Source organism: Niallia sp. HCP3S3_B10 (assembly GCF_052064465.1).
Classification (GTDB): Bacteria; Bacillota; Bacilli; order Bacillales; family Cytobacillaceae; genus Niallia; species Niallia hominis.
Window position 1 is genome coordinate 12,770 of record NZ_JBQHVO010000011.1, and the last position, 20,424, is coordinate 33,193.

The following is a 20,424-nucleotide window of genomic DNA, read 5'->3' on the forward strand; positions in this document are numbered from 1 at the left end:
AAACAAAGTGTCTATTCAAACGACTGAAAAGCAAGCCTCAGAGATGGGCAAGGCAAATAAAAGAAAATATTTGTTTGAGAAGGTGTCAGCAAGAGTATTCTTGGTTTGTGCTCTTCTTTCCGTCATTAGTTTGTTATTAATTATTGGATTTGTATTTTATAAAGGAGCTCATCCATTTATCGCGGAAGGATTTAGTTTTTTTGACTTTCTTTTTGGCGTCGACTGGGTGCCGAGTGAAGGGAAATTTGGAATTTGGCCAATGATTGTTGCATCCCTATATGCAACAGTTGGAGCACTTATTATTGGCGTTCCGATTGGTTTGTTTACGGCAATCTTTCTCGCAGAAATCGCTTCAAAGCGGATAGCGAAAATTGTTTCACCAGCCATTCAGCTTTTAGCAGGTATTCCTTCCGTTTTATACGGGGTTTTTGGTCTAGCAATTATTGTTCCATTTTTACAAAATACATTAGGATTAGTAAAGGGTCAAAGCTTATTAGCTGTTATTTTAGTGTTAGCAATTATGATGCTGCCAACGATTGTGACAGTGGCAGAGACGGCGATTCGCGCTGTACCAAGAACATATCGTGAAGGATCTCTTGCACTTGGAGTATCGGAAATCGGCACTATTTTTAAAGTCGTGGTCCCAGCTGCTAAATCCGGGATTATGACAGCTATTGTATTAGGGTTAGGGCGAGCAATTGGAGAAACAATGGCAGTAATTCTCGTTGCTGGTAATAGTTTGATTGTGCCAACAAGCTTAACAGATAGTATTCGTCCGTTAACAACTAACATTGCTCTTGAAATGGGCTATGCTGCTGGTACGCATCAAGAAATGCTATTTGCAACAGGGATTGTATTATTCTCATTTATTCTAATCTTGAATTTTGTTTTAGCAAAAATTAGTTCGAAGGGTGGCAAATAAGATGAGAAAGATGAAAGATAATTTGTTGCATGGACTTCTTTGGTTTTCTGCCATCTTATCCGTTGCCGTACTCGTAATGATTGTAGGATATATATTTTATAAAGGTGCACATTTAATTAGCTTCGAGTTTATTTTTGGCGATTATTCCCCAACAGGTGGTGGCGGAATTTGGCCAATGATTGTAACAACCATCTATACGATTGTCATTTCTTTAATTATTGCAACACCGATTGGGATATTAGCGGCTGTTTATTTACAAGAATATGCGAAGCAAGGCCGATTGGTAAAAGTAATTCGCTTTGCAACAGAAAGCTTAACAGGTATTCCCTCGATTATTTACGGCTTATTTGGGGCAGTATTCTTTGTAACAACCTTAAAATTAGGAATGTCTATTTTAGCAGCTTCCTTAACATTAGCAATTATTGTTTTACCGGTTATTATCCGAACTACAGAGGAATCTTTAAAAACAGTTCCTCCAACCTATCGAGAAGGATCTTTAGCCCTTGGTACAACGAGATTACAAACATTATATAAGGTTATTTTACCTAGTGCGATGCCAGGTATCTTATCCGGAATAATTCTTTCCATCGGGAGAATTGTTGGGGAGTCTGCAGCTATTTTCTTGACTGCCGGAACAGTTGCAGCAATGCCAGAGGGCTTGCTTTCTTCTGCACGAACATTAACCGTTCATTCGTTTTTAGTAACACAAGAGTCTGGAGATATAGAACTAGCTGCTGCAGTCGGGATTGTTTTAATTGTAATAATTCTAGCTATCAACCTTATTGCAACATATATATCCAAAAAGTTGAATAAAGCAGACTACTAATTCATAAGGAGTATGTTTATGACTACAACAGTAAAGGAAAAAAACCAAAAGAAAACTGGGAAAGCATTTTTACAGGTCGGTCAAGAAGAAGCTACACTTGGTACATCGAAAATTAGTGTGAGTGATTTGAATTTATTTTACGGGGAAAAGCAAGCACTGTTTGGCGTATCTCTTGATATTGAAGAAAAAAAGGTAACGGCTTTAATCGGACCATCTGGATGTGGAAAATCAACCTTCCTAAGAACACTTAATCGTATGAATGATTTAATTGATGGTGTAAAAATTGCAGGAGATATCGTCATTGATGGGGAAAATATATATGCTTCAAATGATGTCATAAAATTACGTACAAGAGTAGGTATGGTATTTCAAAAGCCTAATTTATTCCCAATGAGTATTTTTGATAATGTTGCCTATGGTCCGAGAATGCAAGGAATAAAGAATAAGAAAGAATTAAATAAAATTGTGGAAGAGAGCTTACGAGGGGCTGCGATTTGGGAGGAAGTAAAAGACCGTCTAAAAACCTCTGCACTTGGCTTGTCAGGTGGACAGCAGCAACGTGTTTGTATAGCCCGTGCCATTGCAATGAAACCAGATGTCATTCTAATGGATGAGCCGACGTCGGCTCTAGATCCGATTTCTACCTTGAAAGTAGAAGAGTTGATTACAAAAATGAAAAAAGAATATACGATTGTTATTGTTACACATAATATGCAGCAAGCGGCACGGATTTCCGATAAAACAGCCTTTTTCTTAAATGGTGAAGTGGTTGAATATGATGAAACAAACAAGATTTTTTCTACACCAAGAGATCAGCGCACAGAAGATTATGTAACAGGTCGCTTTGGATAATAGGAGGAAATAATGGTCATTCGAGAGAATTTTGAGAAGAAACTTGAAGAGTTAAAAGGAAAAATTAGCGAAATGGGTGAAATGTCGATTGTTTCTTTGGAAGAGTCGTTTGATGCCTTAAAAGCACAAGATGTAGAAATTGCTTTAAAGGTGATGGAGGAAGATACGGATATTGATAACCTTGAATCTGAAATTAATCATTTTGCGATTTGGTTAATGGCGAAAGAGCAGCCAGTTGCAAGAGATTTACGTGTTGTAATTGGTGTTATCAAAATTTCCTCTGAAATAGAACGAGTTGCAGATTTTGCTGTAAACATCGCCAAAGCAACGATCAAGATAGGAAAACCGACTTCGCTACTAGATATCACTCATTTAGAAAAAATGAAGGAAATATCTGTTGAAATGCTGAAAAAGGCAATTCAATCCTTTATAGAAGAAGATATTGTCCTTGCGAAAGAAATTAGTAAGCTAGAAGATGAAGTAGATGATTATTATTTAGAAACATATAAGAAACTGACAGCATACTTAAGTGAGCATCCAGAAGAAACGAATCAGCTTGTCCAATTATTATTTATCAATCGCTATTTGGAAAGAACTGCTGACCATATTACAAATATGGCGGAAAGTACAGGGTATTTGATTAAAGGAAAAATATATGATTTCAATTCTTAACTAGTATATAGCAAAAGGAGAGAGGAACTAAATAAGTTTTTCTCTCCTTTTGCCTTTTTAGTCTATAATAATCGTTTGTTATGTTTTTATTTTTTGATATTTCTGATAAATTGATAATTGTAGATAAAATATCGATTTGTATGATAAATAGGGAGGTAGAGGAATGCAAGACTATTTTGAAAAAGAAAAGGATAATATGCTCCACTTGCTTGAGCGAATCGTAAATATAGATAGTGGATCCTATCAGAAAGCAGGAGTAGATAAAGTAGGAGACATTTTAATTAATGAATTTGCCCAGCTTGGTTTTATTGCAGATGTACACGAAATACCAGACAAAGGAAATAATATCGTCTTAAAGCATGAAGAGGCAACAAATCCAAGCATTTTACTAATTGGACATATTGATACCGTTTTTCCCGCTGGCACAGTTGCCAAACGTCCGTTTACAGTGGAAGGGGATTTTGCAAAAGGTCCAGGAGTTTTCGATATGAAGGCAAGTCATGTAATGACATTGTATGCTTTAAAATACTTAATTTCGCAAAATAATGATGCATATAAAAATGTCTTGATAATTATTAATACAGATGAAGAAATAGGTTCCATTTCATCGCGAGAATTGATAGTAGCTACTGCAAAGAAAGTACAGTATGTGTTTATTATGGAGCCTGCTGATCTAGCTGGAAATGTGGTTACTGGCCGTAAAGGTGGCGGGAAATTCTTTGTGAAAATATACGGAAAATCAGCACATGCCGGTGTTGCACCAGAGAAAGGGGCAAGTGCTATACAAGAGCTTGCATTAAAAATTGTTGCATTACATGAGTTGACGAAAAAGGAAGGTATTCATGTAAATGTAGGTTTAGTGAGCGGTGGTCAATCTGTTAATACAATTGCACCCTTCGCAGAAGCAGGAATTGACTTGCGTTTTGAAACACAGGAACAGGGAGAATTTGCTCAAGCAAAAATTTTAGAAATTTGCAGCTTCACGGAAACTCCAAATACTCGTATTGAAATTAGCGGAGGGATTACTCGACCAGCATGGAAAACGGATGAAAGGCAGAATGAATTACTTTCATTCATGAGAGATGCTGCTTCTGAATGGAATATAGATTTAGGATCTACCTATAGTGGTGGTGGTTCAGATGGTAACTTCACAGGAAATATGGGAATTCCTACAATAGATGGTTTAGGACCAAGGGGAGGAAATGCACACCAAGACGATGAGTTTATGGTTATATCATCATTAAATGAACGAGGACAATTATTGGTAAAAGTATTGGATAAAATAAATAAGCGGAATTAGGCAGAAAGCCTTCTAAACAGTAAGTAAAGGAATAGAATGGGGAAGATTATCTAGAAAGAAATTTGGTAAGAATAATGAGAGGAAGATACATGGAAAAAAGTTAAAGAGGTGTATTTATGATTTTAGGAATTCATCCGTATTTACGAACGAATGGAAATGGCAAGGAAGCAGTTGCATTTTATGAACAGGCATTAGAAGCTGAAAACCTTGGCGTACAAACATATGCCGATCTGCCTGATAACCCAGAATTTCCCCTTTCGGAGGAAGCAAAAAATCTTGTTTTACATGCACAATTAAGAATCGGAAATACATTTCTCATGATATCTGATACTTTCCCTGGACAACCATTCCAAGTTGGTTCACAAGTGGATGTAGCAGTTCTCTTAAATAATCCAGAAAAAACAAAAGAAGTATATGATAAACTTTTAGATGGTGGAGAAGTAGTAATGCCTCTTCAAGAAACTCCTTGGAGCCCATCTTTTGGACAAGTGAAAGATAAATTTGGGATAACATGGCAGATTTCAACAATTACAGAAGAACATAGTTGATAAAAAGAAGGGAGATTTCGCGAATGTAAATCTTCCTTCTTTTTTAATTTATAAGGAACTTATTGATTACAATACTGTCTAGGAGAAGAACCAGTAATATTTTTGAATGCCTTATAAAAGGTAGAATAGTCCCCAAATCCAACACGATGAGCTACATCCAGTGCCGAGTCACCCGACAGGAGCAAATCCATCGCCCACATAATTCTTTTATATGTTAAATATTCCATAACCGTAAATCCTGTGCTCTTCTTAAAAATATGGCAGAGGTAATATTTATTTACAAAAAACTCCGTCTCTAATAAATGTAATGTAATTTTTTTGTCTAAATTTTTATTGATAAATTCTAAAATGGCGACCACTTTTTGATTATAACTTTGACTAGTCACCAAAGGATTATTATATGTCATAAAGATGTTATTCATATTAATGAGCATCTGTATGAAATAGGTTTTCATTAAGATTATCTTTTCAGGAGAATGACTAAGTGCTGTTTCTTCCATTTGCGCCCACATCTTATCAATTCCTGCTTCTCGTACATCTTTAGCAGAAATCTTATTAAAATAACCCAATTTTCTACGTTCAATAAAATGAAACATATTATATTCTTCTATTTGAAAAGAGGATATGTATTCTGGGGAAAAGTGAATATACTTTCGTTCATAACAATCATTGGAATGGAAAACAATTCTATGTAGCTCTCTCGCGTTTGTGATGATGATATCATGGGGATGTAATTCATAAACTTGACCTTCAATATAATAAGTAAGACCGCCAGAAATAAAGTAGAACAACTCATAGCAGTCATGTATATGTGTATCAATATTATGAGGAGAATCATTGATTGTGTGGTTCAAGGTAAAGTAATCACTACTATAATGTAGGATTTCTTTCATAAGGATTTCACCTCTCCTTTTTTGTTGACTAATTTATACTTCTTCTTCTTACTTTAGCGCTTACAAAACGAAAAAGCAATATTTGCAATAAATTAAGCAATAAGTTCAAAGAAGAAAGGACAGTAGATAGTATAAAATACGGTTAGAACTACTGGTAGTCACTTAACTATAAACAGAGGGCACTAAAAAGTATAATATCTTCAAGCTAAATAAGGATTTATTTATTTGTAAACAAATGAAATAGCTTAATTTAAAAGTCGGTCACCAATAATTATGATTAAATGGCAGTTTTTTAGTGGTTTCATAAAACTGATGTGAGGGTGAATAGAATGAGTAGATTTATATTGTCTGCATTTGCTGACGAAATAAATGATCAATTAAAAACGCAGATGGATGTATTAGAATCACACGATATTAAGTTTATAGAGATGAGAGGAGTAAATGGAAAATTACTTGTCCATCATACGTTAGAAGAGGTACAAGAGATAAAACGTCAAATGGATGAGAGAGGATTTAAGCTCTCCGCAATTGGTTCTCCAATTGGCAAAATCAATATTACCGACGATTTTAGACCACATCTACAGTTGTTTAAGCATACGTTAGAGATAGCTGAGATTATGGAATGTAAATATATTCGGATGTTTAGCTTTTTTATGCCTAAAGGAGAGGATCCAAGTGTTTATAGAGAAGAAGTAATAAACCGATGGAGAAGCTTTATTCAAGTTACAGAGGGGAAAAATGTGGTTCTTCTCCATGAAAATGAATCCGGCATTTATGGAGATACGCCAGAAAGATGTTTCGATCTATTAGAGACATTGAATTGTGAATATGTGAAAGGAATTTTTGACTTTGCAAATTTTGTGCAATGTAATGCCAAGAATTATCCAGAGGCATTTATGCTGCTAAAAGATTATATTGCATATATTCATGTGAAGGATGCCGTTTACAGTGATCATCATGTGGTACCTGCAGGGAAAGGAGACGGAAACGTATCAGAAATTTTACAGGAATTATATAAAACAGGTTATGATGGCTTTTTATCACTAGAACCTCATTTATGGAATTATTCTGATTTTTCTTTGCTTACTCCAGACTCTCCTGGTTATGATTTACCTGTTGGAGGAGAAAAAAGATTTGCGGTTGCTGTACGAGCAATAAAAAATATCATAAATAAGATTCAATAAGAGGAGGATCCTTATGAATAAAGTGCGTATCGGAATAATTGGCATCGGAGCAATGGGATCAAATCATGCTGAAAGTTTGGTTACAGACAAAATTCCTCATGCAGAGCTTACGGCAGTCTGTGATATAAGTGGGGAAAGGCTAGAATGGGCAAAAAAGAAATTTGGAGAACAAGTTAAACGCTTTCATAATGTGGATGATTTCTTTAATTCCAATGCTTTTGATGCAGTGATGATTGTTACCCCACATTATGACCATCCAAGTCTAGCAATTAGAGCTTTACAAGCTGGCTATCATACCTTAATTGAAAAACCTGCTGGAGTATATACAAAAGCGGTAAGAGAAATGAATGAAGTCGCTAAAAAGAGTGGTAAGGTATTTGGTATTATGTATAATCAACGAACGAATCCATTATATCGAAAAGTAAAGGACTTAATGGATTCAGGAGAACTGGGAGAATTAAAGAGAACGGTATGGATTATAACAAATTGGTATAGACCGCAAAGTTATTATGATTCTGGTGGCTGGAGAGCAACCTGGTCTGGTGAAGGAGGCGGTGTCCTGCTAAATCAAGATCCACATCAACTTGATTTATGGCAATGGATTTGTGGAATGCCAAAGCGAGTACGTGCTTTTATGGATTTTGGAAAATATCACGATATTGAAGTGGAAGATGATGTTACCGCTTACGTAGAGTATGATAATGGAGCTACAGGTGTATTTATTACTTCTACTGGCGAAGCGCCAGGAACAAATAGATTAGAAGTGACAGGTGATAAAGGCAAGATTGTTATTGAAGATGGTAAGTTAACTTTTTGGCGATTGCGCGTATCAGAAAGAGTATTTAATAGAGAGTTTAAAGGAGGATTTGGTAGTCCAGAGTGTTGGAAATGCGACATTCCGATTGAAGGAGACAACACCCAGCATGTTGGCATTATCGAAAATTGGACAAATGCCATTAGAAATGGAGCAGAGCTCATCGCACCAGGGATAGAAGGCATCGATGGATTAACGATTTCAAATGCCATGCATTTATCTGCATGGACAGATCGTTGGGTGGACATTCCCTTAGATGAAGACCTATTTTTTGAACAATTGACACAGAGAATAGAGCAGTCTACCTTTCAAAAGAAGCAGAATGACGTAGGAACATTGGATGTTTCAGGAACGCATTAGGATTCATTAATATTTCTGTATGGGTGAGACTCTATATTTGTAAGAATCTATTTACAGATATAGAGTCTTTTTTAGCCTTTTTCCTTAAAATTTTATGGTATTAGTATAATTCATCATGCTGTGTGGGTATTCCACGTCCACAGAAAGAGAAGGATTCCTCATCTTCATAATAAGGTGAGGGATTTTTTGATGAAAAATAGGTAAACCAAATAAAGCAAAAATACATATTCTAAAGGGAGATGAATAGCATTTTTTTAAACAGAGGGAATAGTTTGAGTATAAATTAGTACCAGGTAATAGTAATTGGTGTTAAAATATAAAGAAATGAATAATGAGGTGATGTGAATGTCAGCTTCTAAAGCACGTATTACAGCAATAGGTTCATACGTTCCAGAACGTATTTTAACAAATAATGATTTAGAAAAAATGGTTGATACGAACGATGAATGGATTGTGAAACGAACAGGTATAAAGGAACGGAGAATAGCAAATGAAAAAGAGTATACGAGTGATCTTAGCTATAAAGCAGTACGTAATTTGATAGAACAATACGATAAAACGATTGATGATGTTGATTTAATCATTGTTTGTACGATGACTCCTGACTATACAACGCCAAGTGTTGCATCCAATCTGCAAGCTAAGCTAGGGATAAAGAATGCTGGTGCGATTGATTTAAATGCTGCCTGTGCAGGATTTACTTATGGGTTGTATGTTGCAAATGGGCTAATTACAGCGGGTTTAAATAAAAAAGTCCTTGTCGTAGGTGCAGAAACTTTATCAAAAATTACGGATTTCACAGATCGCACGACTTGTATCCTTTTTGGCGATGGAGCAGGGGCGGTTCTTATAGAATATGTGGAGGATCAACCAAGCTTTATTTCTTCCCATATAGGGTCTGAAGGGGAGGGTGGTCAACATCTATATTGCACAAATCTGGCTACTCAAATGAACGGCATCGATTTACTGGGAAATGGCTGCATTGTTCAAAACGGGAGAGAAGTGTATAAATGGGCTATTAAAACAGTTACGAGCGGTATGAAAATTGTTGCGGAAAAGGGAAGCCTGTCCTTGGATGATATAGATTGGTTTGTCCCACATAGTGCAAATTTAAGAATGATAGAATCGATTTGTGAGAAAAGTAATTTTCCAATAGAACAAACAATCTTTAGCCTTGTTCATTACGGAAATACTTCTGCAGCTACTATTCCATTGTCATTGGCTATAGGTGTGAAAGAGGGGAAATTAAAAGCCGGTGATAATGTTTTATTATATGGTTTTGGTGGAGGCCTAGCACATGCAGGATTATTGATTAAATGGTCACTTTAAAAATAGTTAACCTTAGTAATAGTATATGGAATGATGAGAAAGGGCATTAGGAAAAGTGCTCTTTTTTTGCATGACGAGGAAGTGGCGGTAAGAATATGTGGCGTCTTATTAGAATCAAGAAAAGTAATAGAGAAATTATCTATCCTATCATCAAAAACAGCAAAATCTAAAAAGAGGTAACCGAATATACTATTGGGTGTTAAAATAGATGTAAGAAAATTTTGTGATAATCCTCTATCCCCCTGGCTTATCCGTTCTAAAGGAGTATGTACAAAAGTGAACTGTCCAATTTAATAATCTCCCATTAACTAAATTTACTTTAATAAATAATGGGGGATAAAACATGAATTTTAATAAAAATTTTTCATTATTAATGATCGGGCAATCTTTTGCGAATATAGGGGATGTTCTCTATATTGTAAGTGTTATTAGTATTATCTATGACTTGAAGGGATCAGCAACAGCTGCATCATTTGTCCCTTTTACCATTACAACTTGTATGTTTATTTCCAGTATAATAACACCCCTTCTCGTCGGAAAAGTAAGGTTGAACTGGTTAATGGCGGGTTCTCAATTGGGGAAGACAATATTGCTAATATTATTAGGCTTTTCATTAACAGGGTTAAATGAATCAAATTACTTTGTGGTCTTTATCGTCATAGGATTCATTGCATTTCTTGATGGATGTGCAAATCCAATAAGACAAACTTTGATACCGTATTACGTTGAACCTGAGTATTTAATGAAAGCGAACGGAATTGCAGAAACGGTGACCCAATTGATTCAAGCAACAATGTGGTTTGTTGGAAGTATGTTTCTCCTAATTTTAAGCTCACAACAACTTATTTGGTTTGTTAGCTGTCTGTTTATTATTTCCAGTTTCTTACTATGCTTTTTGGAAACCGTCTATGCAGAAACAATGAAATCAGCGAGAAAAGTAGAACAAATCAAAGAGGGGTGGGAGATACTATTTCATACTCCGGTATTAAGAAAAATTGCCTCCATTGATCTTTTAGAGGGTTTTGCTGGAACAGTATGGATTGCGGCTGTTTTATACGTATTTGTTAGTGATGCTTTAGAAGTGGAACAAAAATGGTGGGGCTTTATTAATGGAGCCTTCTTCTTAGGACTAATTTTAGGAAGCCTCTATTGTATAAAATATGCTTCCTTAGTGGAAAGAAAAATAGGGAGCTTTTTATTAGTAGGCGCATTCTTTAGTTTTCTTCTTACCATATTATTTAGTTTAAATAGTATTCCTGTATTCGCGCTAGTTCTATCGTTTGGTGTTGGCATTTTTACACAAATAAAAAGTATTCCTCAACAAACGGTCATTCAAACGAGCTTACCAAAAGAACAATTATCGAAGGTATATACCTCATTGGGAGCAATTGGTACAGGAATCTTTGGTATTGGGTCTTTGCTGATGGGAATGCTTACTGATTTATTAGGCGTAAGAATGGTGTTTGTTCTATCAAGCTTACTTCTTGCATTTGCCAGTATAATCATCTATAAAAATAAGTCCTTGTTTGCTAGCAATAGTTATTTCGGCAAAGAAAGAAACTAATCTCTGGAAAAAACTTGACCTTTATAAAAAAGAGGTCGAGTTTTTTTGAATAAATATTCGAAAAACGTTGAATTAATAATTCTAATAATTTAGAATATAGTTAACTGAAAATAAAATAGAGGTGTTGTTGAATGGAAGTTTTTAGTACTACTGGTCGGAAAAGAGAGACGTACCAAGTTGAAATGAAGTATTCACTACTATGGGAGTGTGCACTTGGCATAGCAGCTATCACGAATAACCGGCTACTCAATTCGTTAGATAGGCCAACAAGTTATTGGAAAGATGTAAGAACGAGTCTTTCTGTCGATTTACAAGCAGAATTAGATTATGTAGAAAAAAATAATACGTGGAAGGCATTACTTCAATTACTCCATCAAAAGGATTTTGCCAGCCTAGAAGCATTTAGCGAATATATCAATAATCTCACTGAAAGAGAATTGATCTACCAATGTATTCCGTTTATAACGGAAGCCTATCAGCCTATTAGAAAGAAAGCCGCAAACAAAAATGCAGATGCGATAGAGCAGTTAAGAGACGCAACTAAAAATAACCCGTTTTTTCCAAGCTATATCTCTTTCATTTGTACGATTGATCCACAACAGCTGAAACAGCATCTGATTATAGTCATGAGTGGTTGGTATAAAGCAGTCATAGAACCTGATTTGGAAAACTTGAAATCTATCTTACAAACGGATGCCTGTGCAAAAGAAAAAATGAAAAAGAAAATGGAACCCGAAGAATTTGTAGAATGGGCGACGGGTGGGATTAAGTATATGCCAGAACCAAGCGTTTATAAAGTATTACTTATTCCACAATACATATATCGACCATGGAATATTGCAGCAGATTTAGAAGAAACGAAAGTATATTATTATCCCGTTTCAAATGAAAGCCTATCTCCGAGTGATAAATATATGCCGAGCAATTTTCTTGTATTGAAACATAAGGCTTTAGGGGATGAAGTACGCATGAGAATAGTGAAATTATTATTTGAACAAAGTCGAACACTTCAGGAAATGACGGAAAAATTAGCGTTGGGAAAATCAACGATTCACCATCATTTAAAGATATTGAGATCTGCACAACTAGTAGGAATAGAAGAAGGGAAGTATGTATTAAAGACGCGAGCTATCATGTCATTAGCAAAAGAATTAGAGCAATACTTTCAACAATGAGGGATTTAGAAGAAACCACAAAAAAATGATTGAAACGCAGTATAATAAGATCCAATTCTACAAGGATATCAGCCAAAAATAAGGATGTATCAGCTAAAATAGGAATATATCAGCCAAACCGACAAGGATATCAGCCAAAAAAAGAATATATCAGCCAAACCGACAAGGATATCAGCCAAAAAAAGAATATATCAGCCAAACCGACAAGGATATCAGCCAAAATGAGGATATATCAGCCAAACCGACAAGGATATCAGCCAAAATGGGAATATATCAGCCAAACCGACAAGGATATCAGCCAAAAAAAGAATATATCAGCCAAACCACCAAGGATATCAGCCAAAATATGAATATATCAGCCAAAGTAACAAGGATATCAGCCAAAAAAAGAATATATCAGCCAAACCACCAAGGATATCAGCCAAAATGAGGATATATCAGCCAAAGTAACAAGGATATCAGCCAAAATAGAAATATATCAGCCAAACCAAAGAAAGTGGTGCTAGTTTGTATATTTTTCGAAATAAATCATTTACATATATGTGGATTGGTAATGGCATATCAGAATTAGCAGGAGCTTTTGGAACCTTTTGCAATTCGTTATTAATCTATGAAATAACAGACTCATCTTGGGCATTGGGGAGTATGTGGCTATTATATTTCCTGCCCTCCCTTGCGCTTCAGGTTTTTATTGGACCTTATATTGATCGTTGGAGTAGAAAATGGACCATGATTTTTGCACTTTGGAGCAGGGGACTTGTGTTTGTCATACCCCTTATCGGTGTTATAACAAACACATTAGTCCCATGGCATATTTTTATTGTCCAAATCATTATAGGATTAATAACACCTATTTATTCACCAGCCAATCAAGCGATACTATCCAGTATTGTTTCAAAAAAACAATTGCATACAGCTAATGCATACATAGAAGGAATGGCGAGATTAATGACCTTTACGGCTCCTGTTATGGCAGGGGTGGTCATTGAATATATCGGGGTTAACAGCACTTTATCTTTTATTTGCCTTTCATTGATTATTAGCGGAAGTCTTTTATTAGGGGTTTCCGAAGAAAGAGAAAAGAGACCGGAGAGAAAAGCATGGGGTACTGAATTTATGGAGGGAATCAGTTATTTTTTTCAGCAAAGGACGATAGTGTGGTTAGGAGTTTTTCTAGCATTTGTCCAATTTGGAGTAGGGGTTACGATGGTAATTAATATTCCATATATCAAAACGGTTCTATACGGAAATAATGCCATGTATGGTTATTTTATGGCGGGATTTCCGTTAGGCTATATGATAGGGACATTATTGGTTGGGAAATTAAAATACGCCTCAAGACGAAGATTGATGCTAGGGGCACTTTTAATTGGAGGGTTGACTTATATTAATCTTGGGATAACTAGCTCGCTCATTTTTGCCATAGCAACAGAATTGATTGCAGGTATCGCGATGGCTTTTTTTAGTATCCATAATATAACGATTTGTCAGCAAACTGTTCCTAATCATCTAATGGGAAAAATTATTTCCGTGCGCTCTTTTATCATTCGTGCAATGATGCCGCTTGGCGTATTAATAAGTGGAGTTCTAAGTGAAGTATGGGGAATCCGACCTTTGTACATTTTAATTGGAACATTAATTGCTATTATTTCCCTACTAGGAATGCTACTACCATATTTTGCGTTTATAGATAACGTGAATACTGAGGAAAAGCTTGCTTCCTAAATTCCGATAAAAAAGACTAGGAAACGCTGATAGTGATTTTCCTAGTCTTTTCCCTTTAATACTTTTTCAACAAAATCGCAGAATTATGACCGCCAAACCCAAAGGAATTGGATAAACCAATAGATAAGGAAGCTTTTCTTGCTCCTTCTGGGACATAGTCTAAATCACAGTCAGAATCTGGAGTTTTTAAATTAATAGTTGGTGGAATAATACCTTCTCGCAAACTCTTAACTAAGGCGATTGCCTCCGCTCCACCCGCGGCACCAAGCATATGACCAAGCATCGATTTGTTCGCGGTTACTGGTATTTTATAAGCTTCCGCTTCAAATAATTTCTTAATAGCTAATGTTTCCGATAAATCGCCTACTGGTGTACTAGTCGCATGAGCACTAATTACATCCACATCAGAAGGGGAGACATTTGCTTTTGCTAATGCATTTTTCATGGCGAGATATGCGCCTCTTCCTTCTGGATGGGTTGCAACCATATGATGAGCGTCAGAGCTCGCTCCATAGCCAATAATTTCAGCTAATATCTTAGCATTTCTCTTAAGGGCATGTTCCAAGTCTTCAACGACCAAGATTGCCGCACCTTCACTCATTACAAATCCATCTCGATTTCTATCAAAAGGTCTGCTTGCTAATGTGGGTTCCTCATTATTAGTAGATAAGGCCCTTGCATTACCAAAGCTAGCTAAGGATAAATTTGTAATAGCTGCTTCCGCTCCACCGGCAAACATCACGTCTGCATCACCATTTCGAATGGTGTGAAAAGCTTCCCCAATCGAGGTATTTCCAATGGAACAAGCTGTTACAGGAGAAAGGGAAGGACCTTGGGCTCCGAATCTAATACTAATTTGTGCCGCAGCAGCGTTTGAAATCATCATCGGCACTAAATTAGGACTTACTCGATTAGGCCCTCGTTGATTTAATGTATTTACATTATCAATAAGGGTGGTTAAACCGCCAATCCCTGAACCTACATAGACACCTAGCCGCTCTTTGTCTACTTTATTTAAGTCTAGCTGAGAGTTAGATAAAGCTTCATCTGCTGCTGCTAATGCAAACTGGCTAAATCGGTCAAGCTTCTTCGCTTCCTTTGTACCCCATCTTTCTTCTGGATGAAAGTCCGTTACAACTCCAGCTATTCTTGTTTTTAATGAAGAGGCATCTAAATGCTCGATCATACTGATTCCAGATATTCCATTTAAAAGGTTCTGCCAATAATCATCTACATTGTTTCCTAACGGTGAAATGATTCCCATTCCAGTGATAACGACTCTTTTCACAAATTTTCCCCCATTCCTTTTTTATTTATTGTATGCTTTTTTTATCCTATTACAAGTTGTAGTTTATACTAGTATAATTAATACTAGGTTAAAAAGGAGAATGTATATGAATAGAGACATCCGATTAGAAGCGCTATCCGATTTTCTAAAAACAAAACGGTCAAAAATACAGCCACAAATGGTTGGACTTCCTGCTGGTAGTAGAAGAAGAACGGCAGGACTTCGTCGCGAGGAAGTAGCACAATTAGCTGGTGTAAGCACTACATGGTATACCTGGCTAGAGCAAGGTAGAGACATTAAAGTATCTATTTCAGTTTTAGACGCTGTTGCAGATGCGCTCCAATTGAGTTTAGATGAGAGAAAATATGTGTACGGATTAGCTTTTGAAGAAGGTGGTTCCTTCTTTCCAAAAGGAGAGGAAGAGGAAATGATTACGCCATCCTTGGAGAAAATTTTAAAAGAGCTTCGTTACTGTCCTTCGATTATTACCGATCGACGCTCCTTTATTGTAGGATGGAATGAAGCTGCTAAACAAGTATTCTTGGATTTTGAAAAAATTCCACTTGAAAAAAGAAATCTAATTGAACTGGTTTTTTCAAGAAAAGAGCTAAGAGCATTAGCTGTTAATTGGGAAGACTTTGTCAAAGGATTTCTCTCTATCTTTCGCACTTATTTAGGGCAGTATATGGCAGATGAGTGGTATGGAGAATTTATTGAAGAGATGAAAAAGAACTATCCGGATTTTAATAAAATGTGGAATGAAAGTGAAGTAAGTTCTGCGCCTGAAGTATTAATTGAATTTCGTCACTCCAAGGCTGGGAAAATGATTTATAATTTAACTTCTTTGCAAGTTCATGGCCGAAATGATTTAAGATGTAGCATTTATACGCCTGTTGATGGGACTGGTACAGAAGAGAAGATTAAGCATTTGATGAAATAGTTTAGAATAATAAAGGGACACAGCAGTGGTTGTGTCCCTAATGTTCCAATCAATTAATAAGCTGTCTAATTCCCTCTACAATAGGAGTTTCCGAACGTCCAAGCAATTTCTCAAAGTCTTTGCTTTCTATTTCTAGGGAACCTTCGCGAATATCCTTTTGAATTGCAACAAGCATAGGAACGACAAAGTCTGGTACGCCAGCTTTAGTCATTATTTCAGCATAAGTTGTGTCATCAACCTGTTGAACGGGTACTTCTTTTCCAATCACTGTGCTAACAGCAGCAGCGATATCTTCCTGAGATAATAGTTTGCCAGACAGCTCATAAATCGTATTCTCATGTCCTTCTCCTGCTAGTACTTCTGCTCCTGCTTCTGCGTAGTCTTGTTGTAAAGCCCAGCCGACTTTTCCCTCTCCAGCAGAGGTAATCCATGGTACTCCCGCTTGAACACCTTGAATAGTAGAAAGTTCATTTTCAAGGTACCAGTTGTTACGCAAGAAAGAATAGGGGATGCCTGTTTGAAGAATAGCTTCTTCTGTTGCTTTGTGAACTTCAGCAAGGAAATTTGTGCTTTCTTGTGCATTTGCAATACTTGTATATGCGATAAACGAAACACCAGCATTTTTGGCTGCCGCGACTGCGTTACTGTGTTGACGAATTCTTGTTTCCGTGTCTCCATCTGCTGAAATAATCAATAATCGATCAATTCCTTTAAAGGCTGTTTCCAATGTTTCTGGCTTATCGAAATCTCCCTCGCGAACATCTACACCTTTTACACGTAAATCTTCTGCTTTTTCAGGATGACGAACACTGACTGCAAGCTGGTCAGCAGAAACTTTTGATAGTAAAACATTCACGATTTTAGAGCCGAGTTTACCAGTAGCACCTGTTACTAATAGTTTCATTTTATATTTCCTCCCATTCATTTTCTTATTTCATTATAACCAAATGTTTCTGACAAGATGTGTTGTTGTATATTCAATATAGGTATATAGTATATTCATAGTTAGAAAAATAAAAGTAGTTATTTTTTAATGACATAGTCACATAAATAGTACCATGGGAAAGGAGATAGATCAGATGGCTCGTTATTTTGTTCAAAGAACACCTGACTCGAGTGAAGAGGAAGGGTTCTGTCCTGTTACTTATACGCAAAATTTAACAGCGGGAAGATGGAAAATTATTATCTTATGGCATTTAAGTCAAGGAACAAAACGCTTTAATGAACTACAAAGGCTGTTACCAGGCATTTCAAAAGGAATTTTAACAAGACAGCTAAGGGAATTGGAAGCAGATCAAATGGTACATCGAGAAGTATATAAAGAAGTGCCGCCTAAAGTGGAGTATTCTTTAACAGAAAAGGGAGTAAGCTTTATCCCCATTCTTGATTTAATGGGGGAGTGGGGGAAGAAGCATTATAAGGACTAAAGAAAGATGGGGACAATTGATTGTCCCCATAAGCTTTACAATACTTTATTCAAGAAATCTTTCGTACGCTCATTTTGTGGGTTTCCAAAGATCTCTTGTGGTGTACCTTCTTCGACAATGTATCCATTATCCATGAAGATTACACGGTCCGCCACTTCTCTAGCGAAGCCCATCTCATGTGTAACGATAACCATGGTCATTCCTTCTTGTGCCAATTGTTTTATAACATTCAATACTTCTCCGACCATTTCCGGATCTAAGGCACTTGTTGGTTCATCGAATAGCATAATATCAGGATTCATGGCAAGGGCACGTGCGATTGCGACCCTTTGCTTTTGGCCACCAGATAATTTAGCTGGATTTTCGTTCGCCTTTTCTTTCAAACCAACTCGATCTAAAAGTGCTAATGCTTTTTCTTTCGCTTGCTGTGGCGTTGCTTTCTTTAAATCAACTGGTGCTAGCGTGATATTTTCTAATACCGTTAAGTGTGGAAAAAGATTAAAGTGCTGGAACACCATTCCAATATTTTCTCTAATTTTATTTATGTCATTTTTTTTATCGGTTAATTTAAAGTCATTTACTACTACTTCTCCACTTGTTACTTCTTCTAACATATTTAAACAGCGCAGAAGGGTACTTTTACCAGATCCAGAAGGACCGATTAAGCAAACAACTTCGCCTTCTGTTACCTGTAAATCAATTGATTTCAATACTTCGAGACTACCATATGATTTTTTCAGATTCGTCACTTTAAGCTTGGCCATTTTTTATCCTTCTTTCTAATACATTTGATACTTTTGTTAGAATCATAATGACAATAAAGTACATAATGCCGACAATTAGCCACATTTGGAATGATTCTAAGTTTCTTGCAATAATAATTTTTCCGCTTTGTGTCAATTCATTGATACCGATAATCGAAAGAATAGACGTATCTTTCAAGGTGATAACAAACTGGTTAATAAATGCTGGAATCATTAATTGAATCGCCTGTGGAAGGACGACTTTTCTCATTGCTTTTCCATAAGGAAGTCCCAGACTACGTGCGGCTTCCATTTGTCCTTTATCAACCGATTGAATTCCTCCGCGGACAATCTCAGCCATGTAAGCACCAGCATTTAAACTTAGGGTAATAAGACCGGCAGCAACAGCTGAAATGCGAAAATCAAGAGCTGCTGGTATTCCAAAATAAATAAAGAATGCTTGAACGATTAATGGTGTTCCTCGGAATATATCGATGTAAATAATAGCGATTGTGTTTAACACTTTATTTTTTGCAATACGTAATAATCCGAAAATAATCCCAAGTACGGTTGCAATTAACAGAGAAATAACGGTTAAGATCAATGTCATTTTTAAACCAGATAGCAAGCTTGGGAAACTTTCTTTCAATAGACCGAAAAAGCCGCTTCCTTCTTCCACATCTGAGCCAGTTTCTAAGTATTTATCTAATATTCTTTGATATTCACCTGACGCCTTTAAATTAGCCAAACCAGTGTTAAACATCTCAAGAAGCTCTGTGTTTTGTCCTTTTGAGACAGCAAAACCATATGATGCTCCTGCTTCTTTATCTGTGACAATTTTTAATCCATTTCCTTGCTTGATTCCATATGCTAATACAGGATAATCATCAAATACAGCAACGGAATTTCCTGTTCTTACTTCTTCGTACATATTAGCAGAATCGTCAAAAGTCACGATTGAAAATCCGTATTCGTCTTTGATGCTCTCTGCAAAGCTAGCACCTTCTGTTCCTGTTTTCACAGCAACTTTTTGACCTTTTAAATCTTCATAAGAGGAGATGGTCTCATTATCACTATCAACCGCCATAATGATACCTGAATCAAAATAAGAATCAGAGAAATCAAACTTCTTTTGTCTTTCCTCTGTAATACTCATTCCGGCAATAACAGCATCTACTTGGTTTGATTCAAGCGCTTGAACAGCAGCGTTAAATCCAAGTGGCTTCATTTCATATTGGAAGCCTTGGTCTTTTGCAATAGCAGCGATTAAGTCCATATCAATTCCAACGAAATCACCATTTACATCCTGAAATTCAAATGGTGCAAATGTAATATCTGTTGCAATCTGATATACTTTCTCCTTTGCTTCTGCTTTTGTTATGGGAGAAATAATACTCAATATAGTTAAGATAACTACAAAGAATAAAATAAATTTAGACATTCTTTTTTGCTTCATTCGTGTAACTCCTTTTCGCATTATTCTTGATGTTGATAAGTTTTGGATATCTTATGTTAGATTATCTAACAAAAACATAATTAAAATAATACTAAACAATCGTGATATTGTACAGATAGGAATATAAAGTGAAATTTTTCCATATTTTTTGTCAGAAATGGATTACATTACAGAAAGTATGTTATACTACAGTTACTTACAACGAAAGGGATGATGGGTGAACGATGAAGAACTAATCTTATTTTTCAACAATTTGAATGAAAAAATTTCAAATTAACCAAAAATAGGATTAGTCTGCCCATTTTCATATAACGCTTTTCTGTGTATATCTCTAATGGTATGCGCACAATTAGTGGTCGATATGCACGGTTTTTTTGTATATGATCATGATTGGGAACGAGCGGAT

Annotated in this window: 20 protein-coding genes; 15 read left to right on the top strand and 5 right to left on the bottom strand. The window is 36.1% G+C overall.

Features of this window, described 5'->3' with window-relative positions:
- The first annotated feature begins 7 nt into the window (after positions 1–7).
- The 6 genes from pstC to ACTNDN_RS07595 all read left to right on the top strand — a co-directional run bounded on the left by pstC (position 8) and on the right by ACTNDN_RS07595 (position 5,120).
- Entirely contained in the window at positions 8–922 is a 915-nt protein-coding gene (pstC, locus tag ACTNDN_RS07570; RefSeq protein ID WP_035416095.1) for a phosphate ABC transporter permease subunit PstC, read from the top strand.
- 1 nt (position 923) lies between these two features.
- Positions 924–1,748: a phosphate ABC transporter permease PstA gene (gene pstA / locus ACTNDN_RS07575; protein ID WP_031536034.1), complete on the top strand. Its 825-nt coding sequence runs from the start codon at positions 924–926 to the stop codon at positions 1,746–1,748.
- A gap of 18 nt (positions 1,749–1,766) precedes the next feature.
- On the top strand, positions 1,767–2,600 hold the full coding sequence (pstB, locus tag ACTNDN_RS07580; RefSeq protein ID WP_081836559.1) for a phosphate ABC transporter ATP-binding protein PstB: 834 nt from the start codon (positions 1,767–1,769) through the stop codon (positions 2,598–2,600).
- 12 nt (positions 2,601–2,612) lie between these two features.
- Positions 2,613–3,272: a phosphate signaling complex protein PhoU gene (gene phoU / locus ACTNDN_RS07585; protein ID WP_031536038.1), complete on the top strand. Its 660-nt coding sequence runs from the start codon at positions 2,613–2,615 to the stop codon at positions 3,270–3,272.
- Between the two features lie 163 nt (positions 3,273–3,435).
- Positions 3,436–4,572, top strand: a complete 1,137-nt coding sequence (locus ACTNDN_RS07590; protein ID WP_031536040.1) for a M20 family metallopeptidase — start codon at positions 3,436–3,438, stop codon at positions 4,570–4,572.
- Positions 4,573–4,688: 116 nt separating this feature from the next.
- Positions 4,689–5,120, top strand: coding sequence for a VOC family protein (locus ACTNDN_RS07595; protein WP_048719315.1), 432 nt, complete (start codon positions 4,689–4,691; stop codon positions 5,118–5,120).
- A gap of 59 nt (positions 5,121–5,179) precedes the next feature.
- Here the strand turns inward: ACTNDN_RS07595 and ACTNDN_RS07600 are convergent, their stop codons facing one another.
- Positions 5,180–6,013 (bottom strand): AraC family transcriptional regulator, encoded by an 834-nt coding sequence (locus ACTNDN_RS07600; RefSeq protein ID WP_031536042.1) that lies wholly within the window; start codon positions 6,011–6,013, stop codon positions 5,180–5,182.
- A 329-nt stretch (positions 6,014–6,342) separates the two neighbouring features.
- Here ACTNDN_RS07600 and ACTNDN_RS07605 point away from each other — a divergent pair, with 329 nt between their 5' ends.
- The 7 genes from ACTNDN_RS07605 to ACTNDN_RS07635 all read left to right on the top strand — a co-directional run bounded on the left by ACTNDN_RS07605 (position 6,343) and on the right by ACTNDN_RS07635 (position 14,164).
- Complete coding sequence (locus ACTNDN_RS07605) at positions 6,343–7,197, top strand: sugar phosphate isomerase/epimerase family protein (RefSeq protein WP_031536044.1); 855 nt, start codon at positions 6,343–6,345, stop codon at positions 7,195–7,197.
- Between the two features lie 13 nt (positions 7,198–7,210).
- Positions 7,211–8,371, top strand: a complete 1,161-nt coding sequence (locus tag ACTNDN_RS07610) for a Gfo/Idh/MocA family protein (RefSeq protein ID WP_048719320.1) — start codon at positions 7,211–7,213, stop codon at positions 8,369–8,371.
- A gap of 345 nt (positions 8,372–8,716) precedes the next feature.
- Complete coding sequence (locus ACTNDN_RS07615) at positions 8,717–9,700, top strand: ketoacyl-ACP synthase III (RefSeq protein WP_031536048.1); 984 nt, start codon at positions 8,717–8,719, stop codon at positions 9,698–9,700.
- Positions 9,701–10,043: 343 nt separating this feature from the next.
- Positions 10,044–11,264 carry an MFS transporter gene (locus ACTNDN_RS07620; protein WP_048719323.1) on the top strand — a complete coding sequence of 407 codons (1,221 nt, stop codon included), beginning with the start codon at positions 10,044–10,046 and terminating at the stop codon, positions 11,262–11,264.
- 131 nt (positions 11,265–11,395) lie between these two features.
- Complete coding sequence (locus ACTNDN_RS07625) at positions 11,396–12,439, top strand: ArsR/SmtB family transcription factor (protein WP_441131028.1); 1,044 nt, start codon at positions 11,396–11,398, stop codon at positions 12,437–12,439.
- A gap of 262 nt (positions 12,440–12,701) precedes the next feature.
- Positions 12,702–12,869, top strand: a complete 168-nt coding sequence (locus ACTNDN_RS07630; RefSeq protein ID WP_441131029.1) for a hypothetical protein — start codon at positions 12,702–12,704, stop codon at positions 12,867–12,869.
- Between the two features lie 77 nt (positions 12,870–12,946).
- Positions 12,947–14,164, top strand: coding sequence for an MFS transporter (locus ACTNDN_RS07635; protein ID WP_441131030.1), 1,218 nt, complete (start codon positions 12,947–12,949; stop codon positions 14,162–14,164).
- A gap of 55 nt (positions 14,165–14,219) precedes the next feature.
- Here the strand turns inward: ACTNDN_RS07635 and fabF are convergent, their stop codons facing one another.
- Complete coding sequence (fabF, locus tag ACTNDN_RS07640) at positions 14,220–15,452, bottom strand: beta-ketoacyl-ACP synthase II (RefSeq protein ID WP_048719327.1); 1,233 nt, start codon at positions 15,450–15,452, stop codon at positions 14,220–14,222.
- Positions 15,453–15,558: 106 nt separating this feature from the next.
- Between fabF and ACTNDN_RS07645 the strand changes: the two genes are divergently transcribed.
- Positions 15,559–16,392 (top strand): helix-turn-helix transcriptional regulator, encoded by an 834-nt coding sequence (locus tag ACTNDN_RS07645; RefSeq protein ID WP_031536056.1) that lies wholly within the window; start codon positions 15,559–15,561, stop codon positions 16,390–16,392.
- 49 nt (positions 16,393–16,441) lie between these two features.
- On the opposite strand, the gene ACTNDN_RS07650 is transcribed toward ACTNDN_RS07645, so the two are convergent.
- On the bottom strand, positions 16,442–17,296 hold the full coding sequence (locus ACTNDN_RS07650) for an SDR family oxidoreductase (protein WP_441131031.1): 855 nt from the start codon (positions 17,294–17,296) through the stop codon (positions 16,442–16,444).
- A gap of 175 nt (positions 17,297–17,471) precedes the next feature.
- Here ACTNDN_RS07650 and ACTNDN_RS07655 point away from each other — a divergent pair, with 175 nt between their 5' ends.
- Positions 17,472–17,819, top strand: coding sequence for a winged helix-turn-helix transcriptional regulator (locus ACTNDN_RS07655; protein ID WP_031536065.1), 348 nt, complete (start codon positions 17,472–17,474; stop codon positions 17,817–17,819).
- Between the two features lie 35 nt (positions 17,820–17,854).
- Here the strand turns inward: ACTNDN_RS07655 and ACTNDN_RS07660 are convergent, their stop codons facing one another.
- Positions 17,855–18,583 (bottom strand): amino acid ABC transporter ATP-binding protein, encoded by a 729-nt coding sequence (locus ACTNDN_RS07660; protein WP_031536067.1) that lies wholly within the window; start codon positions 18,581–18,583, stop codon positions 17,855–17,857.
- Positions 18,570–20,018: an amino acid ABC transporter substrate-binding protein/permease gene (locus ACTNDN_RS07665; RefSeq protein WP_031536069.1), complete on the bottom strand. Its 1,449-nt coding sequence runs from the start codon at positions 20,016–20,018 to the stop codon at positions 18,570–18,572. Before ACTNDN_RS07665 ends, ACTNDN_RS07660 begins: the two co-directional genes overlap by 14 nt.
- Between the last annotated feature and the right edge of the window lie 406 nt (positions 20,019–20,424).